Origin of the sequence: Citrobacter sp. C5_2 (assembly GCF_014596845.2) — a bacterium.
Taxonomy (GTDB): domain Bacteria; phylum Pseudomonadota; class Gammaproteobacteria; order Enterobacterales; family Enterobacteriaceae; genus Citrobacter; species Citrobacter werkmanii.
In genome coordinates, this window is the sequence record NZ_CP115032.1 from 5046941 (window position 1) to 5069978 (window position 23038).

A 23038-nucleotide genomic window follows, 5' to 3' on the forward strand; every position below is an offset into this window, starting at 1 on the left:
GTGTATAACCCTTCATTCTGATCCCAGCTTATACGGACCAGGATCACCGATCATTCACAGCTAATGATCCTCAGCAACCTGTTGATCTTATTCAAAGGATCGTCCTTATCCACAGAGAGTGGCGATCCTAATAAGAGATCACAATAAAACAGATCTCTAAATAAAAAGATCTTCTTTTTAATACCCAGGATCCCAGGTCTTTCTCGATCGACTAAAGTTGAGTAGAATCCACGGCCCGGGCTTCAATCCATTTTCACACCGCGTTATGCGAGGCAATTACCATGTTTTATCAGGATCCTTTTGACGTCATCATCATTGGCGGGGGTCATGCAGGCACCGAGGCCGCAATGGCCGCGGCGCGAATGGGACAACAGACCCTGCTTTTGACACACAATATCGACACACTGGGGCAGATGAGCTGCAACCCGGCGATTGGCGGTATTGGGAAGGGACACCTGGTAAAAGAAGTGGATGCGCTTGGTGGATTGATGGCAAAAGCGATCGACCACGCAGGTATCCAGTTTAGGATACTAAACGCAAGCAAAGGGCCAGCCGTTCGCGCTACCCGAGCTCAGGCCGATCGTGTGCTCTATCGTCAGGCAGTACGCACCGCGCTGGAGAATCAACCCAACCTGATGATCTTCCAGCAGGCGGTTGAAGATCTGATTGTTGAAAACGATCGTGTCGTGGGTGCCGTAACCCAAATGGGACTGAAGTTCCGTGCCAAAGCGGTCGTATTAACCGTGGGGACTTTCCTCGACGGCAAAATCCATATTGGTCTGGACAACTACAGCGGCGGCCGTGCTGGCGATCCGCCGTCTATTCCGCTGTCACGCCGTCTGCGTGAACTACCGCTGCGCGTCAGCCGCCTGAAAACCGGTACGCCACCGCGTATTGATGCACGTACTATCGATTTCAGCGTACTGGGTCAACAAAACAGCGACAACCCGATGCCGGTCTTCTCATTCCTGGGCGACGCTTCCCAGCATCCGCGCCAGATGCCGTGTTACATCACGCATACCAATGAGAAAACCCATGACGTGATCCGCAATAACCTCGATCGTAGCCCAATGTATGCCGGCGTAATCGAAGGTATCGGCCCGCGCTACTGCCCGTCGATCGAAGACAAAGTGATGCGCTTTGCCGATCGCAACCAGCATCAGATCTTCCTCGAACCGGAAGGACTGACCTCTAACGAAATTTACCCGAACGGCATCTCCACCAGCCTGCCGTTCGATGTACAGATGCAAATTGTCCGATCCATGCAGGGGATGGAAAACGCCCGTATCGTTCGCCCTGGCTATGCGATTGAGTACGATTTCTTCGATCCGCGTGACCTGAAACCCACTCTGGAAAGCAAATTCATCCAGGGCCTGTTCTTTGCAGGCCAGATTAACGGTACAACCGGTTACGAAGAAGCCGCCGCCCAAGGGATGCTGGCAGGTCTCAACGCCGCACGCTTGTCTGCTGAGAAAGACGGCTGGGCGCCGCGTCGCGATCAGGCTTACCTTGGCGTGCTGGTCGACGATCTGTGCACGCTGGGAACCAAAGAACCGTACCGCATGTTTACCTCACGTGCTGAATACCGCTTGATGCTGCGTGAAGATAACGCCGACCTGCGTCTGACCGAAATTGGGCGTGAACTGGGTCTGGTAGACGATGAGCGTTGGGCTCGCTTCAACGAGAAGCTGGAGCGCATCGAACAAGAACGTCAGCGTCTCAAATCAACCTGGGTAAACCCGTTAGCGGAATCTGCAGCCGAAGTGAACGCTCACCTGGCAACACCTTTATCTCGTGAGGCCAGCGGTGAAGATCTCCTGCGTCGCCCGGATATGACCTATGCTCAGTTGACCTCTTTATCTGCATTCGCGCCGGCGCTAGATGATGCTCAGGCCGCGGAACAGGTTGAGATTCAGGTGAAATACGAAGGATATATCGCTCGTCAGCAGGAAGAAATCGAAAGACAACAGCGTAATGAGAATACCCTGTTGCCTGCAACGCTGGATTATCGCCAGGTCTCGGGCTTGTCGAATGAAGTCATCGCCAAACTGAACGATCACAAACCGGTATCGATCGGCCAGGCATCGCGCATTTCTGGCGTAACGCCTGCCGCCATCTCCATTCTGCTGGTATGGCTGAAAAAACAAGGTATGCTGCGCCGCAGCGCTTGATAACACTAATTTGGCGGGAGCGCTTCGCTTGTCCGCCCTACAAATTTGTTGGCCCGATAAGCGATAACGCATCGGGCATTTGATTATTAACAGGTAACGACCGTGCTCAACAAACTCTCTCGCCTGCTGGCTGATGCCGGTATTTCTCTTACCGATCACCAGAAAAATCAGCTGATTGCGTATGTCGATATGCTGCACAAATGGAATAAAGCATACAACCTGACGTCGGTGCGGGATCCCAACGAAATGTTGGTGCGCCATATTCTGGACAGCATTGTTGTCGCGCCTTATCTGAAGGGCGAGCGCTTTATTGATGTTGGCACGGGACCGGGTCTGCCGGGAATTCCACTTTCTATCGTGCGGCCTAAAGCGCATTTCACACTGTTGGATAGCCTGGGAAAACGCATCCGTTTCTTACGTCAGGTGCAGCATGAGCTTGGTCTTACTAACATTACGCCTGTGCAAAGTCGGGTTGAAGAATTTCCTTCAGAGCCGCCATTTGATGGGGTGATCAGCCGTGCATTCGCGTCCCTCAATGATATGGTGAGCTGGTGTCATCACTTGCCGGGCCAGAACGGACGCTTTTATGCGCTCAAAGGTCAATTGCCTGAAGAGGAAATCGCCTCGTTGCCTGCAGAATTCAGCGTCGAGTCAGTCGAAAAATTACGCGTTCCACAACTGGATGGTGAACGTCATTTGGTGGTTATTAAACCAAACAAAATTTAATTTTTATCAAAAAAAATAGAGAAAAAACGGCTACCCCGGTGTTAAAAGTTATAGAGAGTAGTGAGGTGAAATGCTGTTGCATTTCACCTCTACCTTACGGTTTTGCATCATAACTATAACGTACCGTTTTTTGTTAAAAGCGAAACAAGTCAACTGTGAAAATATCAGTCTGCTAAAAATAGAACCTAAGAATCACCGCTTGTGTTAATTTTTTATTATAAATGTCAATCGATGGTTCTTTTGTTGTTAGGCGTTGTTTTTGAAATAGTGGCGCTTTTTACGCTTAAATATCAAAAAGATGAAATGGCACCATTTGCCACGTAAATAAATTATGCGAAGGGGAATATGTTCAATATGTGATCTGGTGCACGCTTTAACGCCAGTGTTTTCGCGGCATTTGCAGTTTTGCATGATCGTTCACAGTTTGCCAAAAAGTAATAAATGTGGGACAACGAAAAATATTTAAACATTTATTCACTTTTTAGCTACTTATTGTTTGAAATCACGAAGGCGCACCGTATAATTTGTCCGCTTTTTGATGCTTGACTCTAAGCCATAAAGAACGTTTTATACGACACGCGGCATACCTCGAAGGGAGCAGGAGTAAACACGTGATGTCTATGTCGCTCTTGAGTCGAAACGTTGCTCGTAAGCTTTTGCTCACACAGCTTCTGGCGGTAATAGCAAGTGGATTGCTGTTTAGCCTCAAAGACCCCTTCTGGGGCATCTCCGCACTGTGCGGGGGATTGGCAGTGTTACTGCCCAATGTGTTGTTTATGATATTCGCCTGGCGTCACCAGGCGCATACACCAGCGAAAGGTCGGGTAGCCTGGACGTTCGCTTTCGGCGAAGCCTTCAAGGTGTTAGCGATGCTGGTGTTGCTGGTTGTGGCGTTGGCTGTTTTGAAAGCGGTATTCGTGCCGCTGATCGTTACGTGGGTTTTGGTGCTGGTGGTTCAGATACTGGCGCCGGCTGTAATTAACAACAAAGGGTAAAGGCATCATGGCTTCAGAAAATATGACGCCGCAGGATTACATAGGACACCATCTGAATAACCTTCAGTTGGACCTACGTACATTCTCGCTGGTGGATCCGCACAACCCCCCAGCCACCTTCTGGACGCTCAATATTGACTCCATTTTCTTCTCGGTGGTTCTGGGTCTGTTGTTCCTGTTAATGTTCCGTAGCGTTGCCAAAAAGGCGACCAGCGGCGTTCCAGGTAAATTTCAGACCGCGATTGAGCTGGTAATCGGCTTTGTGCATGGCAGCGTGAAAGACATGTACCATGGCAAAAGCAAGCTGATTGCTCCGCTGGCCCTGACGATTTTCGTCTGGGTATTCCTGATGAACTTTATGGATTTGCTGCCTATCGACCTGCTGCCGTACATCGGTGAGCATATCTTTGGTCTGCCGGCTCTGCGTGTGGTTCCGTCCGCTGACGTGAACATCACCCTGTCGATGGCGCTGGGCGTATTTATCCTCATTCTGTTCTACAGCATCAAAATGAAAGGCATCGGTGGCTTCGCGAAAGAGTTGACGCTGCAGCCGTTCAATCACTGGGCGTTCATCCCTATCAACTTAATCCTTGAAGGGGTAAGCCTGCTGTCCAAACCAATCTCTCTTGGTCTGCGACTGTTCGGTAACATGTACGCTGGTGAGCTGATTTTCATTCTGATTGCTGGTCTGTTGCCGTGGTGGTCACAGTGGATTCTGAATGTGCCGTGGGCCATTTTCCACATACTGATTATCACGCTGCAAGCCTTCATATTTATGGTTCTGACGATTGTCTATCTGTCGATGGCATCTGAAGAGCATTAATTTACCAACACTACTACGTTTTAACTGAAACAAACTGGAGACTGTCATGGAAAACCTGAATATGGATCTGCTGTACATTGCTGCCGCTGTGATGATGGGTCTGGCGGCAATCGGTGCTGCGATCGGTATCGGCATCCTCGGGGGTAAATTCCTGGAAGGCGCAGCGCGTCAACCGGATCTGATTCCTCTGCTGCGTACTCAGTTCTTTATCGTTATGGGTCTGGTGGATGCAATCCCAATGATCGCTGTAGGTCTGGGTCTGTACGTGATGTTTGCTGTCGCGTAGTAAGCGTTGCTTGAATTAAGAGCAATATCAGAACGTTAACTAGATAGAGGCATTGTGCTGTGAATCTTAACGCAACAATCCTCGGCCAGGCCATCGCGTTTGTCCTGTTCGTTCTGTTCTGCATGAAGTACGTATGGCCGCCGTTAATGGCTGCCATCGAAAAACGTCAAAAAGAAATTGCTGACGGCCTTGCTTCTGCAGAACGAGCACATAAGGATCTTGACCTTGCAAAGGCCAGCGCGACCGACCAGCTGAAAAAAGCGAAGGCGGAAGCTCAGGTAATCATCGAGCAGGCGAACAAACGTCGTGCTCAGATCCTGGACGAAGCTAAAACTGAAGCAGAGCAGGAACGTACTAAAATCGTGGCACAGGCGCAGGCGGAAATTGAAGCCGAGCGTAAACGTGCTCGCGAAGAGCTGCGTAAGCAAGTTGCTATCCTGGCTGTTGCTGGCGCCGAGAAGATCATCGAACGTTCCGTGGATGAAGCTGCTAATAGCGACATCGTGGACAAACTTGTCGCTGAACTGTAAGGAGGGAGGGGCTGATGTCTGAATTTATTACGGTAGCTCGCCCCTACGCCAAAGCAGCTTTTGACTTTGCCGTTGAGCACCAAAGCGTAGACCGTTGGCAGGATATGCTGACTTTCGCCGCTGAGGTGACGAAAAACGAACAAATGGCAGAGCTTCTCTCTGGCGCATTGGCGCCAGAAACGCTCGCTGAGTCGTTTATCGCCGTGTGCGGTGAGCAGCTGGACGAAAGCGGCCAAAACCTGATTAGGGTAATGGCTGAAAATAACCGTCTGAATGCGCTCCCGGATGTTCTTGAGCAGTTTATTCATCTGCGTGCAGCCAGTGAGGCTATCTCTGAGGTAGAAGTCACTTCTGCCAATGCACTGAGTGATGAACAGCTTACGAAGATTAGTGCAGCGATGGAAAAACGTCTGTCACGCAAAGTTAAGCTGAATTGCAAAATCGATAAGTCTGTAATGGCAGGCGTAATCATCCGAGCGGGTGATATGGTCATTGATGGCAGCGTACGCGGCCGTCTTGAGCGCCTTGCAGACGTCTTGCAGTCTTAAGGGGACTGGAGCATGCAACTGAATTCCACCGAAATCAGCGAACTGATCAAGCAGCGCATTGCTCAGTTCAATGTTGTGAGCGAAGCTCACAACGAAGGTACTATTGTTTCTGTAAGTGACGGTGTTATCCGCATTCACGGCCTGGCCGATTGTATGCAGGGTGAGATGATTTCCCTGCCGGGTAACCGTTACGCTATCGCACTGAACCTGGAGCGCGACTCCGTAGGTGCTGTTGTGATGGGGCCATACGCTGACCTCGCCGAAGGCATGAAGGTTAAGTGTACGGGTCGTATTCTGGAAGTTCCGGTTGGCCGTGGCCTGCTGGGTCGTGTGGTGAACACTCTGGGTTCCCCGATTGACGGTAAAGGTCCGGTTGATAACGATGGCTTCTCGCCAATCGAAGTTATCGCACCGGGCGTAATCGAACGTCAGTCCGTCGACCAGCCAGTGCAGACCGGTTATAAATCTGTTGATGCCATGATCCCAATCGGACGTGGCCAGCGTGAGCTGATCATCGGTGACCGTCAGACCGGTAAAACCGCGATGGCTATCGATGCCATCATCAACCAGCGTGATTCCGGCATCAAATGTGTGTACGTGGCTATCGGCCAGAAAGCGTCCACCATTTCTAACGTGGTTCGTAAACTGGAAGAACACGGCGCACTGTCCAACACCATCGTTGTGGTGGCGACCGCATCTGAATCTGCTGCACTGCAATACCTGGCGCCATATGCCGGTTGCGCAATGGGCGAATACTTCCGTGACCGCGGTGAAGATGCACTGATCGTTTACGATGACCTGTCTAAACAGGCTGTTGCTTACCGTCAGGTTTCCCTGCTGCTCCGTCGTCCGCCAGGACGTGAAGCATTCCCGGGCGACGTATTTTACCTCCACTCCCGTCTGCTGGAACGCGCATCCCGCGTAAACGCGGAATACGTAGAGAAGTTCACCAATGGTGAAGTTAAAGGTAAAACCGGCTCCCTGACCGCTCTGCCGATTATCGAAACCCAGGCGGGTGACGTTTCTGCGTTCGTTCCGACCAACGTAATTTCTATTACCGATGGTCAGATCTTCCTGGAAACCAACCTGTTCAACTCCGGTATTCGTCCGGCAGTTAACCCGGGTATCTCCGTATCTCGTGTAGGTGGCGCAGCGCAGACCAAGATCATCAAGAAACTGTCCGGTGGTATTCGTACCGCGCTGGCGCAGTATCGTGAACTGGCCGCGTTTTCTCAGTTCGCTTCCGACCTGGATGAAGCTACGCGTAAGCAGCTGAGCCACGGTCAGAAAGTAACTGAACTGCTGAAGCAGAAACAGTATGCGCCAATGTCTGTTGCACAGCAGGGTGTGGTGCTGTTTGCGGCTGAACGCGGTTACCTCGAAGATGTGGAACTGGCGAAAATCGGTAGCTTCGAAGCCGCTCTGCTGGCTTACGTCGACCGTGACCACGCTCCGCTGATGCAAGAGATCAACCAGTCCGGTGGCTATAACGATGAAATCGAAGGCAAGCTGAAAGCTATCCTCGATTCCTTCAAGGCAACCCAGTCCTGGTAACGTCTGGCGGTCTGTCTTAGGACGGACCGCAAGGCATTGAGGAGAAGCTCATGGCCGGCGCAAAAGAGATACGTAGTAAGATCGCAAGCGTCCAGAACACGCAGAAGATCACTAAAGCGATGGAGATGGTCGCCGCTTCCAAAATGCGTAAATCGCAGGATCGCATGGCGGCCAGCCGTCCTTATGCAGAGACCATGCGCAAAGTGATTGGTCACCTTGCGAATGGTAATCTGGAATATAAGCACCCTTACCTGGAAGAACGCGACGTTAAACGCGTGGGCTACCTGGTGGTGTCGACCGACCGTGGTCTGTGCGGTGGCTTGAACATTAACCTGTTCAAAAAGCTGCTGGCGGATATGAAAACATGGTCCGATAAAGGCGTTCAGTGCGATATCGCAATGATCGGCTCTAAGGGCGTGTCTTTCTTTAACTCCGTTGGCGGTAATGTGATTGCTCAGGTAACCGGTATGGGGGATAACCCTTCCCTGTCCGAACTGATCGGTCCGGTTAAAGTGATGCTGCAGGCCTACGACGAAGGTCGTCTGGACAAATTGTACGTTGTCAGCAACAAATTTATTAACACCATGTCTCAGACGCCAACCATCACCCAACTGCTGCCTCTGCCGGCATCAGATGATGATGAATTGAAGCGTAAATCCTGGGATTACCTGTATGAGCCAGACCCGAAAGCGCTGCTGGATACCCTGCTGCGTCGTTATGTCGAGTCTCAGGTTTATCAGGGCGTGGTAGAAAACCTGGCCAGCGAGCAGGCCGCACGTATGGTGGCGATGAAAGCCGCGACCGACAATGGCGGCAGCCTGATTAAAGAGCTGCAGTTGGTATACAACAAAGCTCGTCAGGCCAGCATTACTCAGGAACTCACCGAGATCGTCGGTGGTGCATCCGCGGTATAACCAGGTTAATTCGTAGAGGATTCAAGATGGCTACTGGAAAAATTGTCCAGGTAATCGGCGCCGTGGTTGACGTCGAATTCCCTCAGGATGCCGTACCGCGCGTGTACGATGCTCTTGAGGTTATGAATGGTAAAGAGAGCCTGGTGCTGGAAGTTCAGCAGCAGCTCGGCGGCGGTATCGTACGTACCATCGCCATGGGTTCTTCCGACGGTCTGCGTCGTGGTCTGGAAGTTAAAGACCTTGAGCACCCGATCGAAGTCCCGGTAGGTAAAGCAACCCTGGGTCGTATCATGAACGTCCTGGGTCACCCGATCGACATGAAAGGCGATATCGGTGAAGAAGAGCGTTGGGCTATCCACCGCGCAGCGCCTACCTATGAAGAACTGTCCAGTTCTCAGGAACTGCTGGAAACCGGCATCAAAGTTATCGACCTGATGTGTCCGTTCGCGAAGGGCGGTAAAGTTGGTCTGTTCGGTGGTGCGGGTGTAGGTAAAACCGTAAACATGATGGAGCTGATCCGTAACATCGCGATCGAACACTCCGGTTACTCAGTGTTTGCGGGCGTTGGTGAACGTACTCGTGAGGGTAACGACTTCTATCACGAAATGACCGACTCCAACGTTCTGGACAAAGTATCCCTGGTATATGGCCAGATGAACGAGCCGCCGGGAAACCGTCTGCGCGTTGCTCTGACCGGTCTGACCATGGCTGAGAAGTTCCGTGACGAAGGTCGTGACGTTCTGCTGTTCGTTGATAACATCTACCGTTACACCCTGGCCGGTACTGAAGTATCTGCACTGCTGGGTCGTATGCCATCAGCGGTAGGCTACCAGCCGACCCTGGCGGAAGAGATGGGTGTTCTGCAGGAACGTATCACCTCTACCAAAACCGGTTCTATCACCTCCGTTCAGGCGGTATACGTACCTGCGGATGACTTGACTGACCCATCCCCAGCAACCACCTTTGCTCACCTGGATGCAACCGTGGTACTGAGCCGTCAGATCGCATCCCTGGGTATCTACCCGGCCGTTGACCCGCTGGATTCCACCAGCCGTCAGCTGGATCCGCTGGTTGTTGGTCAGGAACACTACGACACCGCGCGTGGCGTACAGTCCCTGCTGCAGCGTTATCAGGAACTGAAAGACATCATCGCCATCCTGGGTATGGATGAATTGTCTGAAGAAGATAAACTGGTGGTAGCACGTGCGCGTAAGATCCAGCGCTTCCTGTCCCAGCCGTTCTTCGTTGCGGAAGTATTCACCGGTTCTCCAGGTAAATACGTTTCCCTGAAAGACACCATCCGTGGCTTTAAAGGCATCATGGAAGGCGAATACGACCACCTGCCAGAGCAGGCGTTCTACATGGTTGGTTCCATCGAAGAAGCTGTGGAAAAAGCCAAAAAACTTTAACGCCTTAATCGGAGGGTGATATGGCAATGACTTACCACCTGGACGTCGTCAGCGCAGAGCAACAAATGTTCTCTGGTCTGGTCGAAAAAATCCAGGTAACGGGTAGTGAAGGTGAACTGGGTATTTTCCCGGGTCACGCTCCGCTGCTCACCGCCATTAAGCCTGGTATGATCCGCATCGTTAAACAGTTCGGTCATGAAGAGTTTATCTACCTGTCCGGCGGCATTCTCGAAGTGCAGCCTGGCAGCGTGACCGTACTGGCTGACACCGCGATTCGCGGACAGGATCTCGATGAAGCGAGAGCCCTGGAAGCGAAGCGTAAGGCTGAAGAGCATATCAAGAGCTCTCATGGTGACGTGGATTACGCTCAGGCATCTGCGGAACTGGCCAAAGCGATCGCGAAACTACGCGTTATCGAGTTGACCAAAAAAGCGATGTAACACCGGCTTGAAAACACAAGGCCAGTCTGGTTTCCAGGCTGGCTTTTTTTTCGCTTTGTTTCAGGAAAAATGGAAATAAAAAGCAGTTTTATTATTTCGTGATTTAGATCAAAAAAATATTGATTGGTCAAAAATTGAGGCGTAGACTCTTTTTTGTGATGTATATCACATAATAAACTCAGATAAAAAAGAGATACCAACATGAAATTGATCAACAAAATCATCGCCCTGTTCAGCAATATGAGTTTTTAGTCTTCCCTGCCTGTTCTGTGGCGCGATGCGTAATGCAGTTTATCAGCTAGCGCCATTTGTTAAATTCCCCCCCTCCTGCTCTTTTCTTTCACATTGTATTGTCGTGTTTACCTTTTCTGCTTCCCACTGAATTGCATGCCTAAAATCATACCTTCGCTAATGTCATTCTTTATTTATGCGGCAAAAAAATAGCAAAAACATCCACCTAAGGCTTTAATAAGAGCAGACAGCTGGTTTTGGGGAGACAAAACACGTAGATATAGACGAAAATAGACAGTTATCAGATGGGGAATTTCCCCGATTGAACGTTTTATCTTCGGTCCATTTCACGATGAAAAAAATGTAGTATTTTCAATGTGAAACGGTATAAATTCGTTCTCAAATTACAGTCAGGACGTGTATGTTGAATAATGCTATGAGCGTCGTGATCCTTGCCGCAGGCAAAGGCACGCGTATGTATTCCGATCTCCCTAAAGTGCTGCATACCCTCGCAGGAAAACCGATGGTGCAGCATGTCATTGATGCCGCTAATGAATTAGGCGCGACTCACGTACATCTGGTCTACGGACACGGTGGTGATTTGCTTAAGCAGACGCTGAAAGATGGCAACCTGAACTGGGTACTGCAGGCCGAGCAGTTGGGTACCGGTCATGCAATGCAACAGGCAGCACCATTCTTTAGTGATGACGAAGACATTTTAATGCTCTATGGCGATGTGCCGCTGATCTCCACCGAAACACTACGTCGCCTGCGTGATGCTAAACCGCAGGGTGGAATCGGCTTGTTAACGGTAAACCTGGACGACCCATCGGGTTATGGGCGAATTACGCGTGATAACGGTAAAGTCACAGGCATTGTTGAACATAAGGATGCCACTGACGAGCAGCGTCAAATCCAGGAAATCAACACCGGCATCCTGATTGCCAATGGCGCAGACCTGAAGCGCTGGCTGTCCAAACTGACCAACAACAACGTGCAGGGTGAATACTACATCACCGATATCATTGCGATGGCATATCAGGAAGGGCGCGAAATTGCTGCGGTACATCCGGCACGAATCAGTGAAACGGAAGGGGTGAACAACCGTCTTCAGCTCTCTCGTCTGGAGCGTGTTTATCAGTCCGAGCAGGCAGAAAAACTGCTGCTGGCGGGCGTGATGCTGCGCGATCCGGCACGTTTTGATCTTCGCGGTACGCTTATTCACGGGCGCGATGTCGAAATTGATACTAACGTTATCATTGAAGGTAACGTAACCGTTGGGGATCGCGTCAAGATTGGCGCTGGCTGCATCATCAAAAACAGCGTGATTGGTGATGGTTGTGAGCTAAGTCCGTACAGCGTGGTGGAAGATGCGCATCTGGAAGCAGCATGCACCATCGGTCCTTTCGCGCGTCTGCGCCCGGGTGCAGAGCTGCAGGAAGGCGCACACGTGGGTAACTTCGTCGAAATGAAAAAAGCGCGTCTGGGTAAAGGCTCTAAAGCGGGTCACCTGACCTATCTGGGCGATGCGGAAATTGGCGATAACGTAAACATCGGCGCCGGTACGATCACCTGCAACTACGATGGCGCGAATAAATTTAAAACCATTATTGGCGATGATGTGTTTGTCGGTTCCGATACTCAGCTGGTGGCACCTGTCACCGTGGGTAAAGGCGCCACCATCGCGGCGGGGACGACCGTAACTCGCGATGTTGCCGATAACGAACTGGTATTAAGCCGTGTGCCTCAGGTCCATAAACAAGGCTGGCAGCGCCCGGTGAAGAAAAAGTAATTCAGTTTTTGCCGGATGGCGGCCTGCGTGCGGTGACGTTCTGTAGGCCTGATAAGCGTGAGCGCCATCAGGCAGACCAGAGACGAGGGGATAACATAATCCTCCGCTCAACAGGCAGTACCATAAAAATAACCCCACTCTCTACAAGGCTCGGGGCGCCCGGAAAGGGCAAATACAGGTCAGCGACAACGACAGGCACAATGCCTAAATTCGGAATCAAAAAATATGTGTGGAATTGTTGGCGCTATCGCGCAGCGTGATGTAGCTGAAATCCTTCTCGAAGGTTTACGTCGTCTGGAATATCGTGGTTATGACTCTGCTGGTCTGGCCGTTGTCGATGCTGAAGGCAATATGACTCGCCTGCGTCGTCTGGGTAAAGTGCAGATGCTGACTGCTGCAGCGGAAGAACATCCGCTGCATGGCGGTACCGGTATCGCTCATACCCGTTGGGCGACCCACGGAGAACCTTCAGAAGCGAACGCGCATCCCCATGTTTCTGAACACATTGTCGTGGTGCATAACGGCATCATTGAAAACCATGAACCGCTGCGTGAACTGCTGAAAACGCGTGGTTACACCTTTGTTTCTGAAACCGATACCGAAGTGATTGCTCACCTGGTGCACTGGGAGCTGGAACAGGGTGGTACGCTGCGTGAAGCCGTACTGCGTACTATTCCGCAACTGCGCGGTGCCTACGGGACGGTGATCATGGATACCCGTAGCCCGGAAACGCTGCTGGCGGCTCGTTCTGGTAGCCCGCTGGTGATTGGTCTGGGTATGGGTGAAAACTTTATTGCTTCCGATCAGCTGGCGCTGCTGCCGGTAACCCGTCGCTTTATCTTCCTGGAAGAGGGTGACATCGCGGAAGTGACCCGTCGTTCGGTCTCTATTTTCGACAAGTCTGGCGCGGAAGTGAAACGTCAGGATATCGAATCGAATCTGCAATATGACGCGGGCGAAAAAGGTATTTATCGCCACTACATGCAGAAAGAGATCTACGAACAACCGAATGCGATTAAAAATACACTGACCGGGCGCATTAGCCACGGTGAAGTGGATTTAAGCGAGCTGGGTTCGCGTGCTAATGAGCTGCTGTCTCAGGTTGAGCATATCCAGATTATCGCCTGTGGCACGTCATACAACTCCGGTATGGTGTCCCGCTACTGGTTTGAGTCGCTGGCCGGTATTCCTTGTGATGTCGAAATTGCTTCTGAATTCCGCTATCGCAAATCTGCCGTGCGTCGTAACAGCCTGATGATCACCCTTTCCCAGTCTGGTGAAACGGCGGATACCCTGGCGGGTCTGCGTTTGTCTAAAGAGCTGGGCTATCTGGGCTCGCTGGCTATCTGTAACGTACCGGGGTCCTCTCTGGTGCGTGAATCCGACCTGGCGATGATGACCAATGCCGGTACCGAAATCGGTGTGGCCTCGACGAAAGCCTTTACCACTCAGTTGACCGTTCTGCTGATGCTGGTGGCTAAGCTGTCTCGTCTGAAAGGTCTGGATGCGTCTATTGAGCAAGAGATCGTTCATGGTCTGCAGGCGCTGCCGAGCCGTATTGAGCAGATGCTCTCCCAGGACAAACGCATTGCCGCTCTGGCGGAAGGTTTCTCTGATAAGCACCATGCGCTATTCCTGGGCCGTGGCGATCAGTATCCGATTGCGCTGGAAGGCGCGCTGAAGCTGAAAGAGATCTCTTATATTCACGCTGAAGCTTATGCCGCAGGCGAACTGAAGCACGGTCCGCTGGCGCTGATCGATGCCGATATGCCGGTTATCGTGGTCGCACCGAACAACGAACTGCTGGAAAAACTGAAATCCAACATTGAAGAAGTGCGTGCCCGCGGCGGTCAGCTGTACGTCTTTGCCGATCAGGATGCTGGCTTTACCAGTAGCGAAAACATGCACATCATCGAGATGCCGCATGTGGAAGAGGTGATTGCACCGATCTTCTACACCGTTCCGCTGCAGCTGCTGGCGTATCACGTGGCGCTGATTAAAGGTACCGACGTGGACCAGCCGCGTAACCTGGCGAAGTCGGTTACCGTGGAATAAGCCGAACCACGCTGAACTGAAAATGCCCTGCTTAAAGCGGGGCATTTTTTTAAGCTTGTTCTGTTTTTAATCAATTATCCCGCCTGTTTTATGTGACAAACCGTCATCTTCAGCTACTGTTTTCAGTGTCATAAAAAGAAAATTTTGCCGAAATATGATTGTCACATAATCGGTTAACCTTTTGTTTTTATTTTGTTTTTAATTGTTCCTGGCGCATTATTTTTCATTGTCATAAAACTGTCATATTTCGTACATTTAACTGTCACCTGTTTGTCCTATTTTGCTCACAGTAGCAACTCAAACAACAATTTACGAAAACCGTGCAGGAGACATTATGAAAGTTATGCGTACCACTGTCGCAACTGTTGTCGCCGCGACCTTATCCATGAGCGCGTTCTCTGCCTTTGCCGCAGCGAGCCTGACAGGTGCAGGTGCAACTTTTCCTGCGCCAGTGTATGCCAAATGGGCAGATACCTATCAGAAAGAGACTGGTAGCAAAGTAAACTACCAGGGTATCGGCTCCTCCGGTGGTGTAAAACAAATCACTGCGAATACCGTTGATTTCGGTGCCTCAGATGCGCCGCTGTCTGACGAAAAACTCAATCAAGAAGGCTTGTTCCAGTTCCCGACCGTGATCGGCGGTGTGGTGCTGGCGGTGAATATCCCTGGCCTGAAATCCGGCGAGCTGGTGCTTGACGGTAAAACGCTGGGCGACATCTACCTGGGTAAAATTAAGAAGTGGGATGATGAAGCCATCACCAAACTGAATCCGGGTCTGAAACTGCCTTCGCAGAACATCGCCGTTGTGCGTCGTGCTGACGGTTCCGGTACTTCCTTCGTCTTCACCAGCTACCTGGCAAAAGTGAACGAAGAGTGGAAATCTAAAATTGGTTCCGGTTCTACCGTTAACTGGCCGACCGGTCTGGGCGGTAAAGGTAACGACGGTATCGCCGCATTCGTCCAACGTCTGCCTGGTTCAATCGGCTACGTTGAGTACGCTTACGCTAAACAGAACAATCTGGCGTACACCAGGCTGGTCTCTGCTGATGGCAAACCGGTAAGCCCGACCGAAGAGAACTTTGCTAACGCCGCGAAAGGCGCTGACTGGAGCAAAACCTTCGCTCAGGATCTAACCAACCAGAAAGGTGACGATGCGTGGCCAATCACTTCCACCACCTTCATCCTGGTGCATAAAGAGCAGAAGAAACCTGAGCAGGGCGCTGAAGTGCTGAAGTTCTTCGACTGGGCGTACAAAAATGGCGGCAAACAGGCTAATGACCTGGATTATGCCAGCCTGCCGGACAGCGTGGTTGAGCAGGTTCGTGCTGCATGGAAAACCAACGTGAAAGACAGCAGCGGTAAAGCGCTGTACTAATAGAATATCTTTGACGAATTGGCGGATGGCGCTACGCTTATCCGCCCTACGGTTTCTACCGTAGGCCCTGAGTGTAGGCCGGATAAGCGTAGCGCCATCCGGCATGGGCAACTTAGTAAACGCGTTTAACTTAAAGAGTGATTTATGGCTGCAACAAAGCCTGCTTTTAACCCACCGGGTAAAAAGGGTGACATGATATTCAGCGCGCTGGTAAAACTGGCTGCGCTGATTGTGCTATTGATGTTGGGTGGCATCATTGTCTCTCTGGTTATCTCCTCCTGGCCAAGCATTCAGAAATTTGGTTTTTCCTTCCTGTGGACTAAAGAATGGGATGCGCCAAACGATATCTACGGTGCATTAGTCCCGATTTACGGTACGCTGGTCACCTCGCTTATCGCACTGCTGATTGCCGTTCCGGTGAGTTTCGGCATTGCTTTGTTCCTGACTGAACTTGCGCCCGGCTGGCTGCGTCGCCCGCTGGGTATCGCTATTGAGCTGCTGGCGGCAATTCCAAGTATCGTGTACGGCATGTGGGGCCTGTTTATCTTTGCTCCGTTGTTTGCGACTTATTTCCAGGAACCGGTCGGTAACATCCTTTCCAACATTCCGTTTGTTGGCGCGTTGTTTGCTGGTCCGGCGTTTGGTATTGGGATTCTGGCTGCGGGCGTGATCCTCGCCATTATGATTATTCCTTACATTGCGGCGGTTATGCGCGATGTGTTCGAACAAACGCCGGTGCTGATGAAAGAGTCAGCCTACGGCATCGGTTGTACCACCTGGGAAGTTATCTGGCGCATCGTCCTCCCGTTCACCAAAAATGGCGTGATCGGCGGCGTGATGTTGGGTCTGGGTCGCGCACTTGGCGAGACCATGGCGGTGACCTTTATCATCGGTAACACCTATCAGCTCGACAGTGCATCGCTGTATATGCCGGGCAACAGTATTACCTCTGCGTTGGCGAATGAATTTGCCGAAGCGGAATCAGGTCTGCACGTTGCCGCGTTGATGGAGTTGGGCCTGATTCTGTTTGTGATCACCTTCATCGTACTGGCTGCGTCTAAGTTCATGATCATGCGCCTTGCGAAGAACGAGGGGGCACGCTAATGGCTACGCTTGAAATGCAAAACACCACTGCGCTTGCGGAATCCCGCCGTAAAATGCAGGCGCGCCGCCGCCTGAAGAACCGTATCGCCCTGACGCTCTCTATGGCGACCATGGCGTTCGGTCTGTTCTGGCTTATCTGGATCCTGATGTCCACGATTACCCGTGGTATCGACGGTATGTCGCTGGCGCTATTCACCGAAATGACGCCGCCGCCGAATACGGCTGGTGGTGGTCTGGCGAATGCTCTGGCCGGTAGCGGACTGTTGATCCTGTGGGCGACCGTGTTTGGTACCCCGCTGGGTATTATGGCGGGCATCTACCTGGCTGAGTACGGACGTAAGTCCTGGTTGGCTGAGGTCATCCGCTTTATCAATGACATCCTGCTTTCTGCGCCATCAATCGTGGTCGGTCTGTTCGTTTACACCATTGTGGTAGCAAAAATGGAGCACTTCTCCGGCTGGGCGGGCGTTATCGCGCTGGCGCTGCTGCAGGTGCCCATTGTTATTCGTACTACAGAGAACATGCTCAAACTGGTGCCGGACAGCCTGCGTGAAGCTGCCTATGCGCTGGGTACGCCGAAGTGGAAGATGATTTCTGCGATCACCCTGAAGGCATCTGTCTCGGGCATTATTACAGGTGTCCTGCTGGCTATTGCGCGTATTGCCGGTGAAACGGCTCCGCTGCTGTTTACATCGCTCTCGAATCAGTTCTGGAGCACCGACATGATGCAGCCTATCGCCAACCTGCCGGTCACTATCTTTAAGTTTGCGATGAGCCCGTTTGCTGAGTGGCAGCAACTGGCCTGGGCTGGGGTACTGATTATTACCCTGTGCGTACTGCTGCTGAACATTCTGGCGCGCGTTATTTTCGCGAAGAAGAAACACGGTTAATTTTTACGGCGTGGCTGATGCGGCGCCGGATGAGGAATAGATTGAAATGAGTATGGTTGATACTGCCCCGGGTAAGATTCAGGTTCGTGATTTGAACTTCTACTATGGCAAATTCCATGCCCTGAAGAACATCAACCTGGATATTGCTAAAAACCAGGTTACGGCGTTTATCGGGCCGTCAGGCTGTGGTAAATCGACGCTGCTTCGTACGTTCAACAAAATGTTTGAGCTGTACCCGGAACAGCGTGCGGAAGGTGAAATCCTGCTGGATGGCGACAATATTCTCACCAATACCCAGGATATCGCGCTGCTGCGTGCCAAAGTGGGGATGGTATTCCAGAAGCCGACGCCGTTCCCGATGTCCATCTACGACAACATCGCGTTTGGCGTACGTCTGTTTGAGAAACTCTCTCGTGCGGATATGGACGAGCGTGTGCAGTGGGCATTGACTAAGGCCGCATTGTGGAACGAAACCAAAGATAAATTACACCAGAGTGGGTACTCTCTCTCTGGTGGTCAGCAGCAGCGTCTGTGCATTGCGCGTGGCATCGCCATTCGCCCGGAAGTGCTTCTGCTGGATGAGCCATGTTCAGCGCTCGACCCGATCTCTACCGGGCGTATCGAAGAGCTGATCACCGAGCTGAAAGAGGATTACACCGTTGTTATCGTGACCCACAACATGCAGCAGGCGGCACGTTGTTCCGATCACACGGCATTTATGTACCTGGGCGAGTTGATTGAGTTCAGCAACACGGACGATCTGTTCACCAAGCCCGCGAAGAAACAAACTGAAGACTACATCACCGGTCGTTACGGCTGATTCAGGAGCTTGTTGTGGATAACCTTAACCTAAATAAACATATTTCCGGCCAGTTCAACGCCGAACTGGAAAGCATCCGTACCCAGGTGATGACCATGGGCGGCATGGTGGAGCAGCAGCTTTCTGATGCGATTACCGCCATGCATAACCAGGACAGCGAGCTGGCGAAGCGCGTCATTGAAGGCGATAAGAACGTCAACATGATGGAAGTGGCGATCGACGAAGCCTGCGTGCGTATTATTGCCAAACGTCAGCCGACCGCCAGCGACCTGCGCCTGGTGATGGCGATTATCAAAACCATCGCTGAGCTGGAGCGTATTGGCGACGTGGCGGACAAAATTTGTCGCACCGCGCTGGAGAAATTCTCGCATCAGCATCAGCCGCTGCTGGTCAGCCTGGAATCACTGGGCCGCCACACTGTGCAGATGCTGCATGACGTGCTGGATGCGTTTGCGCGTATGGATCTGGACGAAGCGGTACGTATTTATCGTGAAGATAAGAAAGTTGACCAGGAATATGAAGGCATCGTGCGTCAGCTGATGACCTATATGATGGAAGACCCGCGTACTATCCCAAGCGTGCTTACCGCGCTGTTTTGCGCCCGTTCCATCGAGCGTATCGGTGACCGTTGCCAGAATATCTGCGAATACATTTTCTACTTCGTGAAGGGACAAGATTTCCGTCATGTAGGTGGTGATGAGCTGGATAAGCTGCTGGCGGGGAAAGATCCGAAAGAGTAATAAAAACGTAGAAAACAGGCCGGATGAGCGTCAGCGCCATCCGGCATTTCAGTTAACGCGTAATATTCCATCCGCGCGCTTTCCACAATTCCGGCAACTGGGCCAAATCGGTAAAAGTCGTCACTTTTGGATGATCGATCGGTTTGTTGTGCGGATCGGCGCAGAAATAGAATACTTCCATTCCCGCCGCAATCCCCGCCTGCGCGCCAGCACTGGAATCATCGACCAGAATGCAGTTCTCAACGTTGACGTCCATCGCTGTTGCCGCATGGAACATCAGGTCCGGATCGGGCTTCCAGCGTTGGATATCGTAACCGCTGAACAATAAATCAGGAAAATGGTGCAACATGCCCAGCTTACCCAGCGAATGCTGCATTTTACTGACCGGACCGTTAGAGACTACGCACATGGGCACTGTCATACTATCCAGTAGCGCATTAGCGCCAGCGATCACCTCCAGTTCCGTATCGAACAGACGTGCGACCTCAGCGCGGTAAACCGGTTCTAAATCAGCTCTTGCCAGTTCGACACCGTGCTCTTCGTTGATAATGTCGATGATCTCGTACAGCTTTACCCCTTTGAAGCGTTTAAAAATTTCTTCAAGATCGAGCGTAATGCCGAACGCCTGGAACATGCTGACATACGCGCGAGAACAAATCACTTCACTGTCGACAAGGGTACCGTCACAGTCAAAAAATACGGCTTCTATCTGGGACATGTCATTTCCATTTTAACAAGTTTAACGTTTTCGAAATGCATTATTGGGCCACGCAATCGTTGCCGTATAAGCAAAATCAATGAAAAAAGTTGCTCATAACCCAACCCTATTGTCGCATTTTGGTATAGGATAGCGACGAATTTTCCCTCCTTGTTCGGAAATTGATAATGAGTCAACAACACACAACCCAGGCTTCTGGCCAGGGGATGCTGGAACGCGTGTTCAAACTGCGCGAACATGGCACGACGGCACGGACCGAAGTGATCGCCGGTTTAACGACCTTCCTGACGATGGTGTATATCGTTTTTGTTAACCCGCAAATTCTTGGCGTAGCTGGCATGGATACCAGCGCCGTCTTTGTTACCACCTGTCTTATTGCTGCTTTTGGTAGCATCCTGATGGGCCTGTTTGCCAACCTGCCGGTCGCACTTGCGCCTGCTATGGGCCTGAACGCATTCTTTGCTTTCGTGGTCGTCGGCGCGATGGGCCTCTCCTGGCAGATTGGTATGGGCGCTATCTTCTGGGGCGCGGTAGGTTTGCTGCTGCTGACAATTTTCCGCGTACGTTATTGGATGATTGCAAATATCCCGGTTAGCCTGCGCGTGGGGATCACCAGCGGTATTGGTCTGTTCATCGGCATGATGGGGCTGAAAAACGCTGGTGTTATCGTGGCGAACAAAGACACGCTGGTGTCCATCGGCAACCTGACGTCTCACAGCGTGCTGCTCGGTATTCTGGGCTTCTTTATCATCGCGATTCTGGCGTCACGCAACATTCATGCGGCGGTGCTGATCTCCATCATTGTGACCACGTTACTGGGCTGGATGCTGGGCGATGTGCATTACAACGGTATCGTCTCTGCGCCACCGAGCGTGATGTCCGTTATTGGCCATGTCGATCTGGCCGGTTCGTTTAATATTGGCCTGGCGGGGGTGATTTTCTCATTCATGCTGGTCAACCTGTTCGACTCCTCCGGTACGCTGATTGGCGTTACGGATAAAGCCGGTCTGGCGGATACGAAGGGCAAGTTCCCGCGTATGAAGCAGGCGTTGTATGTAGATAGCGTGTCATCTGTTACCGGCGCGTTTATCGGTACTTCTTCCGTTACCGCGTATATTGAATCTTCTTCCGGGGTTTCTGTCGGCGGACGTACTGGTCTGACAGCCGTGGTCGTTGGCCTGCTGTTCCTGCTGGTTATCTTCCTGTCGCCGCTGGCGGGAATGGTGCCGGGCTATGCCGCGGCCGGTGCGCTGATTTACGTCGGTGTGCTGATGACATCAAGCCTGTCGCGCGTGAAGTGGGATGACCTGACAGAAGCGGTTCCGGCGTTTATTACCGCCGTGATGATGCCGTTTAGCTTCTCGATTACCGAAGGTATCGCGCTGGGCTTTATTTCCTACTGCGTGATGAAAATCGGGACCGGACGTTTGCGCGATCTCAGCCCGTGCGTCATCGTTGTCGCGCTGCTGTTTGTACTGAAGATTGTGTTTATCGACGCGCACTGATCGCTGTTTATTTGGTTTTAGAAAGACAAGCCCGGCAAATCGCCGGGCTTTTTCGTTTACGCTTTCACGCGCTGAATGTAGTCGCCAAATGCGGTCAGTTGACCGGTCAGATGGTCCAGCGTGCTTTGGTCGATTACTTCACCCGTCTGCGGGTCCACCTTGTTCTGAATGACCCCGCCCATAAATTCCGGCTTGTTCATCACCATGGCGTCGAGGAACACCAGGATCTGACGAAGATGGTACTGACAGCGCGCGCCGCCAATAGCGCCCATTGAGCTGGTCTGAATCAGCACCGGCTTGCCAGATAATGGCTGATCGGGCAGGCGGGACAGCCAGTCGATGGCGTTTTTCAGTCCGCCAGGAACAGAATAGTTATATTCCGGTGTCACAATAACAACACCATCAGCTTTCCTTATTTGCTCTGCCAGCGCTTCTACGCTGGCCGGGAAGCCTTCATCCTGCTGGAGGTCGGCATCGTACAGCGGGATATCACCAATCGACGGTAACGCGCTCACTTCCATTCCTGCGGGCGCAATTTTAGGCAGCGTGCGGGCAACCATGCCGTTAAACGAACCTTTGCGCAGACTTCCCAGTAACGTAACAACATTCAATGTTTCAGACATGGTGACTCCTGTTTCATCATGAAGGTTAAATCAGTTAAGCGTATGGCTTTTCGCTGCGCATAATTGAGAGAACCGGATCAGACGACCCGTTGGCTCATTGGCGCGAGTCTGGATATCAGGCAAACTTTTCCAGTCCTGTTTACCATCAAACTCCCAAACCTTGAGTTTTTCAATGGTTGGCGTAACCGCAACCGACCACACCAGCACATCTTCCGCATCGCAAATGGCTTCCACCTGCGCAACATGGGCACATTTCAGACGTCCCGCGCCGGGTAAGAGCTGGAGTTCGCGCGGATCGTCATTACACACATCGCCGGTGAGTTTGAGAACGCTCTGGCGCAACGTAATGAGTTGCGCACGCGCTTCGTTTGGGTCGTTTTGGTTATTGATCCACAGCTTTTCGTTACTGGAGAAGCGCCAGGTTTGTGTTGAATTCGGATTGTGAAAACCCCGTGTCGCTCGCTGAAGCTCCATATCCAGGCCGCAAACACCTTCTGTTGTCAGCGCAACGCCAACGATATTTCCAGCATAAGAAATCGAAAATCCCGGCAGGTTTTTATCGCGAAAAACGGGCTTACCTTTCGCCTCAGTAACAATCTCAGGCAACGTGCTGGTGCCGTAAAGCATGAACATCAGTTCTGCGAGAAGGCTTCGGGAGGCCAGGAAACGCGTTCGGCGGTGAGCGGGTAGATTTCTTGCTTCAATGTGACATGGAGTAGGGAGACGAACTGAAACCAGGTGTCCCTCCGTAAGAATCCCTCTGGCAAAATGTGTCGCCATTTTTCGCTC

General features: G+C 51.7%; 22 protein-coding genes. 19 read left to right on the forward strand and 3 right to left on the reverse strand.

Annotation, left to right across the window (positions count from 1 at the left end; genetic code table 11):
* Nucleotides 1–281: 281 nt before the first annotated feature.
* The 18 genes from mnmG to phoU all read left to right on the forward strand — a co-directional run bounded on the left by mnmG (nt 282) and on the right by phoU (nt 19403).
* A complete protein-coding gene (gene mnmG, locus ICA20_RS24470; protein ID WP_038635780.1) occupies nt 282–2171 on the forward strand; it encodes a tRNA uridine-5-carboxymethylaminomethyl(34) synthesis enzyme MnmG in 1890 nt (629 codons plus the stop codon).
* Between the two features lie 102 nt (nt 2172–2273).
* Nucleotides 2274–2897: a 16S rRNA (guanine(527)-N(7))-methyltransferase RsmG gene (rsmG, locus tag ICA20_RS24475; RefSeq protein WP_038635778.1), complete on the forward strand. Its 624-nt coding sequence runs from the start codon at nt 2274–2276 to the stop codon at nt 2895–2897.
* A gap of 614 nt (nt 2898–3511) precedes the next feature.
* Nucleotides 3512–3892, forward strand: a complete 381-nt coding sequence (atpI, locus tag ICA20_RS24480) for a F0F1 ATP synthase subunit I (RefSeq protein WP_038635775.1) — start codon at nt 3512–3514, stop codon at nt 3890–3892.
* A gap of 7 nt (nt 3893–3899) precedes the next feature.
* Nucleotides 3900–4715, forward strand: a complete 816-nt coding sequence (atpB, locus tag ICA20_RS24485) for a F0F1 ATP synthase subunit A (RefSeq protein ID WP_006687768.1) — start codon at nt 3900–3902, stop codon at nt 4713–4715.
* 46 nt (nt 4716–4761) lie between these two features.
* On the forward strand, nt 4762–5001 hold the full coding sequence (gene atpE, locus ICA20_RS24490; RefSeq protein ID WP_003023794.1) for a F0F1 ATP synthase subunit C: 240 nt from the start codon (nt 4762–4764) through the stop codon (nt 4999–5001).
* Between the two features lie 59 nt (nt 5002–5060).
* On the forward strand, nt 5061–5531 hold the full coding sequence (gene atpF, locus ICA20_RS24495) for a F0F1 ATP synthase subunit B (protein ID WP_003023796.1): 471 nt from the start codon (nt 5061–5063) through the stop codon (nt 5529–5531).
* Between the two features lie 14 nt (nt 5532–5545).
* Nucleotides 5546–6079: a F0F1 ATP synthase subunit delta gene (gene atpH, locus ICA20_RS24500; protein WP_006687767.1), complete on the forward strand. Its 534-nt coding sequence runs from the start codon at nt 5546–5548 to the stop codon at nt 6077–6079.
* 12 nt (nt 6080–6091) lie between these two features.
* Nucleotides 6092–7633: a F0F1 ATP synthase subunit alpha gene (gene atpA / locus ICA20_RS24505; RefSeq protein WP_003023802.1), complete on the forward strand. Its 1542-nt coding sequence runs from the start codon at nt 6092–6094 to the stop codon at nt 7631–7633.
* Nucleotides 7634–7683: 50 nt separating this feature from the next.
* Entirely contained in the window at nt 7684–8547 is an 864-nt protein-coding gene (gene atpG / locus ICA20_RS24510) for a F0F1 ATP synthase subunit gamma (protein ID WP_006687765.1), read from the forward strand.
* Between the two features lie 26 nt (nt 8548–8573).
* Nucleotides 8574–9956 (forward strand): F0F1 ATP synthase subunit beta, encoded by a 1383-nt coding sequence (gene atpD / locus ICA20_RS24515; RefSeq protein ID WP_006687764.1) that lies wholly within the window; start codon nt 8574–8576, stop codon nt 9954–9956.
* Between the two features lie 20 nt (nt 9957–9976).
* Nucleotides 9977–10396: a F0F1 ATP synthase subunit epsilon gene (locus ICA20_RS24520; RefSeq protein WP_003023809.1), complete on the forward strand. Its 420-nt coding sequence runs from the start codon at nt 9977–9979 to the stop codon at nt 10394–10396.
* Nucleotides 10397–11048: 652 nt separating this feature from the next.
* Entirely contained in the window at nt 11049–12419 is a 1371-nt protein-coding gene (gene glmU / locus ICA20_RS24525) for a bifunctional UDP-N-acetylglucosamine diphosphorylase/glucosamine-1-phosphate N-acetyltransferase GlmU (RefSeq protein WP_038635769.1), read from the forward strand.
* A gap of 225 nt (nt 12420–12644) precedes the next feature.
* Nucleotides 12645–14474 carry a glutamine--fructose-6-phosphate transaminase (isomerizing) gene (gene glmS, locus ICA20_RS24530; protein WP_038635767.1) on the forward strand — a complete coding sequence of 610 codons (1830 nt, stop codon included), beginning with the start codon at nt 12645–12647 and terminating at the stop codon, nt 14472–14474.
* Nucleotides 14475–14808: 334 nt separating this feature from the next.
* Nucleotides 14809–15849: a phosphate ABC transporter substrate-binding protein PstS gene (gene pstS, locus ICA20_RS24535; RefSeq protein ID WP_038635764.1), complete on the forward strand. Its 1041-nt coding sequence runs from the start codon at nt 14809–14811 to the stop codon at nt 15847–15849.
* A gap of 144 nt (nt 15850–15993) precedes the next feature.
* Nucleotides 15994–16953, forward strand: coding sequence for a phosphate ABC transporter permease PstC (gene pstC / locus ICA20_RS24540; RefSeq protein WP_038635761.1), 960 nt, complete (start codon nt 15994–15996; stop codon nt 16951–16953).
* Nucleotides 16953–17843, forward strand: a complete 891-nt coding sequence (gene pstA / locus ICA20_RS24545; RefSeq protein WP_003827037.1) for a phosphate ABC transporter permease PstA — start codon at nt 16953–16955, stop codon at nt 17841–17843. The genes pstC and pstA overlap by 1 nt, the downstream gene beginning before the upstream one ends.
* Before the next feature lie 46 nt (nt 17844–17889).
* Nucleotides 17890–18663: a phosphate ABC transporter ATP-binding protein PstB gene (gene pstB / locus ICA20_RS24550; protein WP_003023821.1), complete on the forward strand. Its 774-nt coding sequence runs from the start codon at nt 17890–17892 to the stop codon at nt 18661–18663.
* Nucleotides 18664–18677: 14 nt separating this feature from the next.
* Nucleotides 18678–19403 carry a phosphate signaling complex protein PhoU gene (gene phoU, locus ICA20_RS24555; RefSeq protein WP_038635754.1) on the forward strand — a complete coding sequence of 242 codons (726 nt, stop codon included), beginning with the start codon at nt 18678–18680 and terminating at the stop codon, nt 19401–19403.
* A 52-nt stretch (nt 19404–19455) separates the two neighbouring features.
* On the opposite strand, the gene yieH is transcribed toward phoU, so the two are convergent.
* A complete protein-coding gene (gene yieH / locus ICA20_RS24560; protein ID WP_038635752.1) occupies nt 19456–20121 on the reverse strand; it encodes a 6-phosphogluconate phosphatase in 666 nt (221 codons plus the stop codon).
* Nucleotides 20122–20288: 167 nt separating this feature from the next.
* Between yieH and adeP the strand changes: the two genes are divergently transcribed.
* On the forward strand, nt 20289–21626 hold the full coding sequence (gene adeP, locus ICA20_RS24565; protein WP_038635749.1) for an adenine permease AdeP: 1338 nt from the start codon (nt 20289–20291) through the stop codon (nt 21624–21626).
* 56 nt (nt 21627–21682) lie between these two features.
* Here adeP and ICA20_RS24570 read toward each other — a convergent pair whose 3' ends face one another.
* Nucleotides 21683–22249, reverse strand: coding sequence for an NADPH-dependent FMN reductase (locus ICA20_RS24570; protein WP_038635746.1), 567 nt, complete (start codon nt 22247–22249; stop codon nt 21683–21685).
* Nucleotides 22250–22279: 30 nt separating this feature from the next.
* A complete protein-coding gene (locus ICA20_RS24575; RefSeq protein ID WP_038635743.1) occupies nt 22280–23029 on the reverse strand; it encodes a 4'-phosphopantetheinyl transferase superfamily protein in 750 nt (249 codons plus the stop codon).
* Nucleotides 23030–23038 lie beyond the last annotated feature (9 nt).

What these genes read in the sequence shown, in the direction of transcription:
- atpI (WP_038635775.1), top strand. Translation starts at nt 3,512, where the DNA reads ATGTCTATGTCGCTCTTGAGTCGAAACGTTGCTCGTAAGCTTTTGCTC.
- mnmG (WP_038635780.1), top strand. Translation starts at nt 282, where the DNA reads ATGTTTTATCAGGATCCTTTTGACGTCATCATCATTGGCGGGGGTCAT.
- adeP (WP_038635749.1), top strand. Translation starts at nt 20,289, where the DNA reads ATGAGTCAACAACACACAACCCAGGCTTCTGGCCAGGGGATGCTGGAA.
- pstB (WP_003023821.1), top strand. Translation starts at nt 17,890, where the DNA reads ATGAGTATGGTTGATACTGCCCCGGGTAAGATTCAGGTTCGTGATTTG.
- glmU (WP_038635769.1), top strand. Translation starts at nt 11,049, where the DNA reads ATGTTGAATAATGCTATGAGCGTCGTGATCCTTGCCGCAGGCAAAGGC.
- atpB (WP_006687768.1), top strand. Translation starts at nt 3,900, where the DNA reads ATGGCTTCAGAAAATATGACGCCGCAGGATTACATAGGACACCATCTG.
- pstS (WP_038635764.1), top strand. Translation starts at nt 14,809, where the DNA reads ATGAAAGTTATGCGTACCACTGTCGCAACTGTTGTCGCCGCGACCTTA.
- ICA20_RS24570 (WP_038635746.1), bottom strand. Translation starts at nt 22,249, where the DNA reads ATGTCTGAAACATTGAATGTTGTTACGTTACTGGGAAGTCTGCGCAAA.
- atpD (WP_006687764.1), top strand. Translation starts at nt 8,574, where the DNA reads ATGGCTACTGGAAAAATTGTCCAGGTAATCGGCGCCGTGGTTGACGTC.
- atpH (WP_006687767.1), top strand. Translation starts at nt 5,546, where the DNA reads ATGTCTGAATTTATTACGGTAGCTCGCCCCTACGCCAAAGCAGCTTTT.
- pstC (WP_038635761.1), top strand. Translation starts at nt 15,994, where the DNA reads ATGGCTGCAACAAAGCCTGCTTTTAACCCACCGGGTAAAAAGGGTGAC.
- ICA20_RS24520 (WP_003023809.1), top strand. Translation starts at nt 9,977, where the DNA reads ATGGCAATGACTTACCACCTGGACGTCGTCAGCGCAGAGCAACAAATG.
- atpA (WP_003023802.1), top strand. Translation starts at nt 6,092, where the DNA reads ATGCAACTGAATTCCACCGAAATCAGCGAACTGATCAAGCAGCGCATT.
- atpE (WP_003023794.1), top strand. Translation starts at nt 4,762, where the DNA reads ATGGAAAACCTGAATATGGATCTGCTGTACATTGCTGCCGCTGTGATG.
- atpG (WP_006687765.1), top strand. Translation starts at nt 7,684, where the DNA reads ATGGCCGGCGCAAAAGAGATACGTAGTAAGATCGCAAGCGTCCAGAAC.
- ICA20_RS24575 (WP_038635743.1), bottom strand. Translation starts at nt 23,029, where the DNA reads ATGGCGACACATTTTGCCAGAGGGATTCTTACGGAGGGACACCTGGTT.
- yieH (WP_038635752.1), bottom strand. Translation starts at nt 20,121, where the DNA reads ATGTCCCAGATAGAAGCCGTATTTTTTGACTGTGACGGTACCCTTGTC.
- pstA (WP_003827037.1), top strand. Translation starts at nt 16,953, where the DNA reads ATGGCTACGCTTGAAATGCAAAACACCACTGCGCTTGCGGAATCCCGC.
- glmS (WP_038635767.1), top strand. Translation starts at nt 12,645, where the DNA reads ATGTGTGGAATTGTTGGCGCTATCGCGCAGCGTGATGTAGCTGAAATC.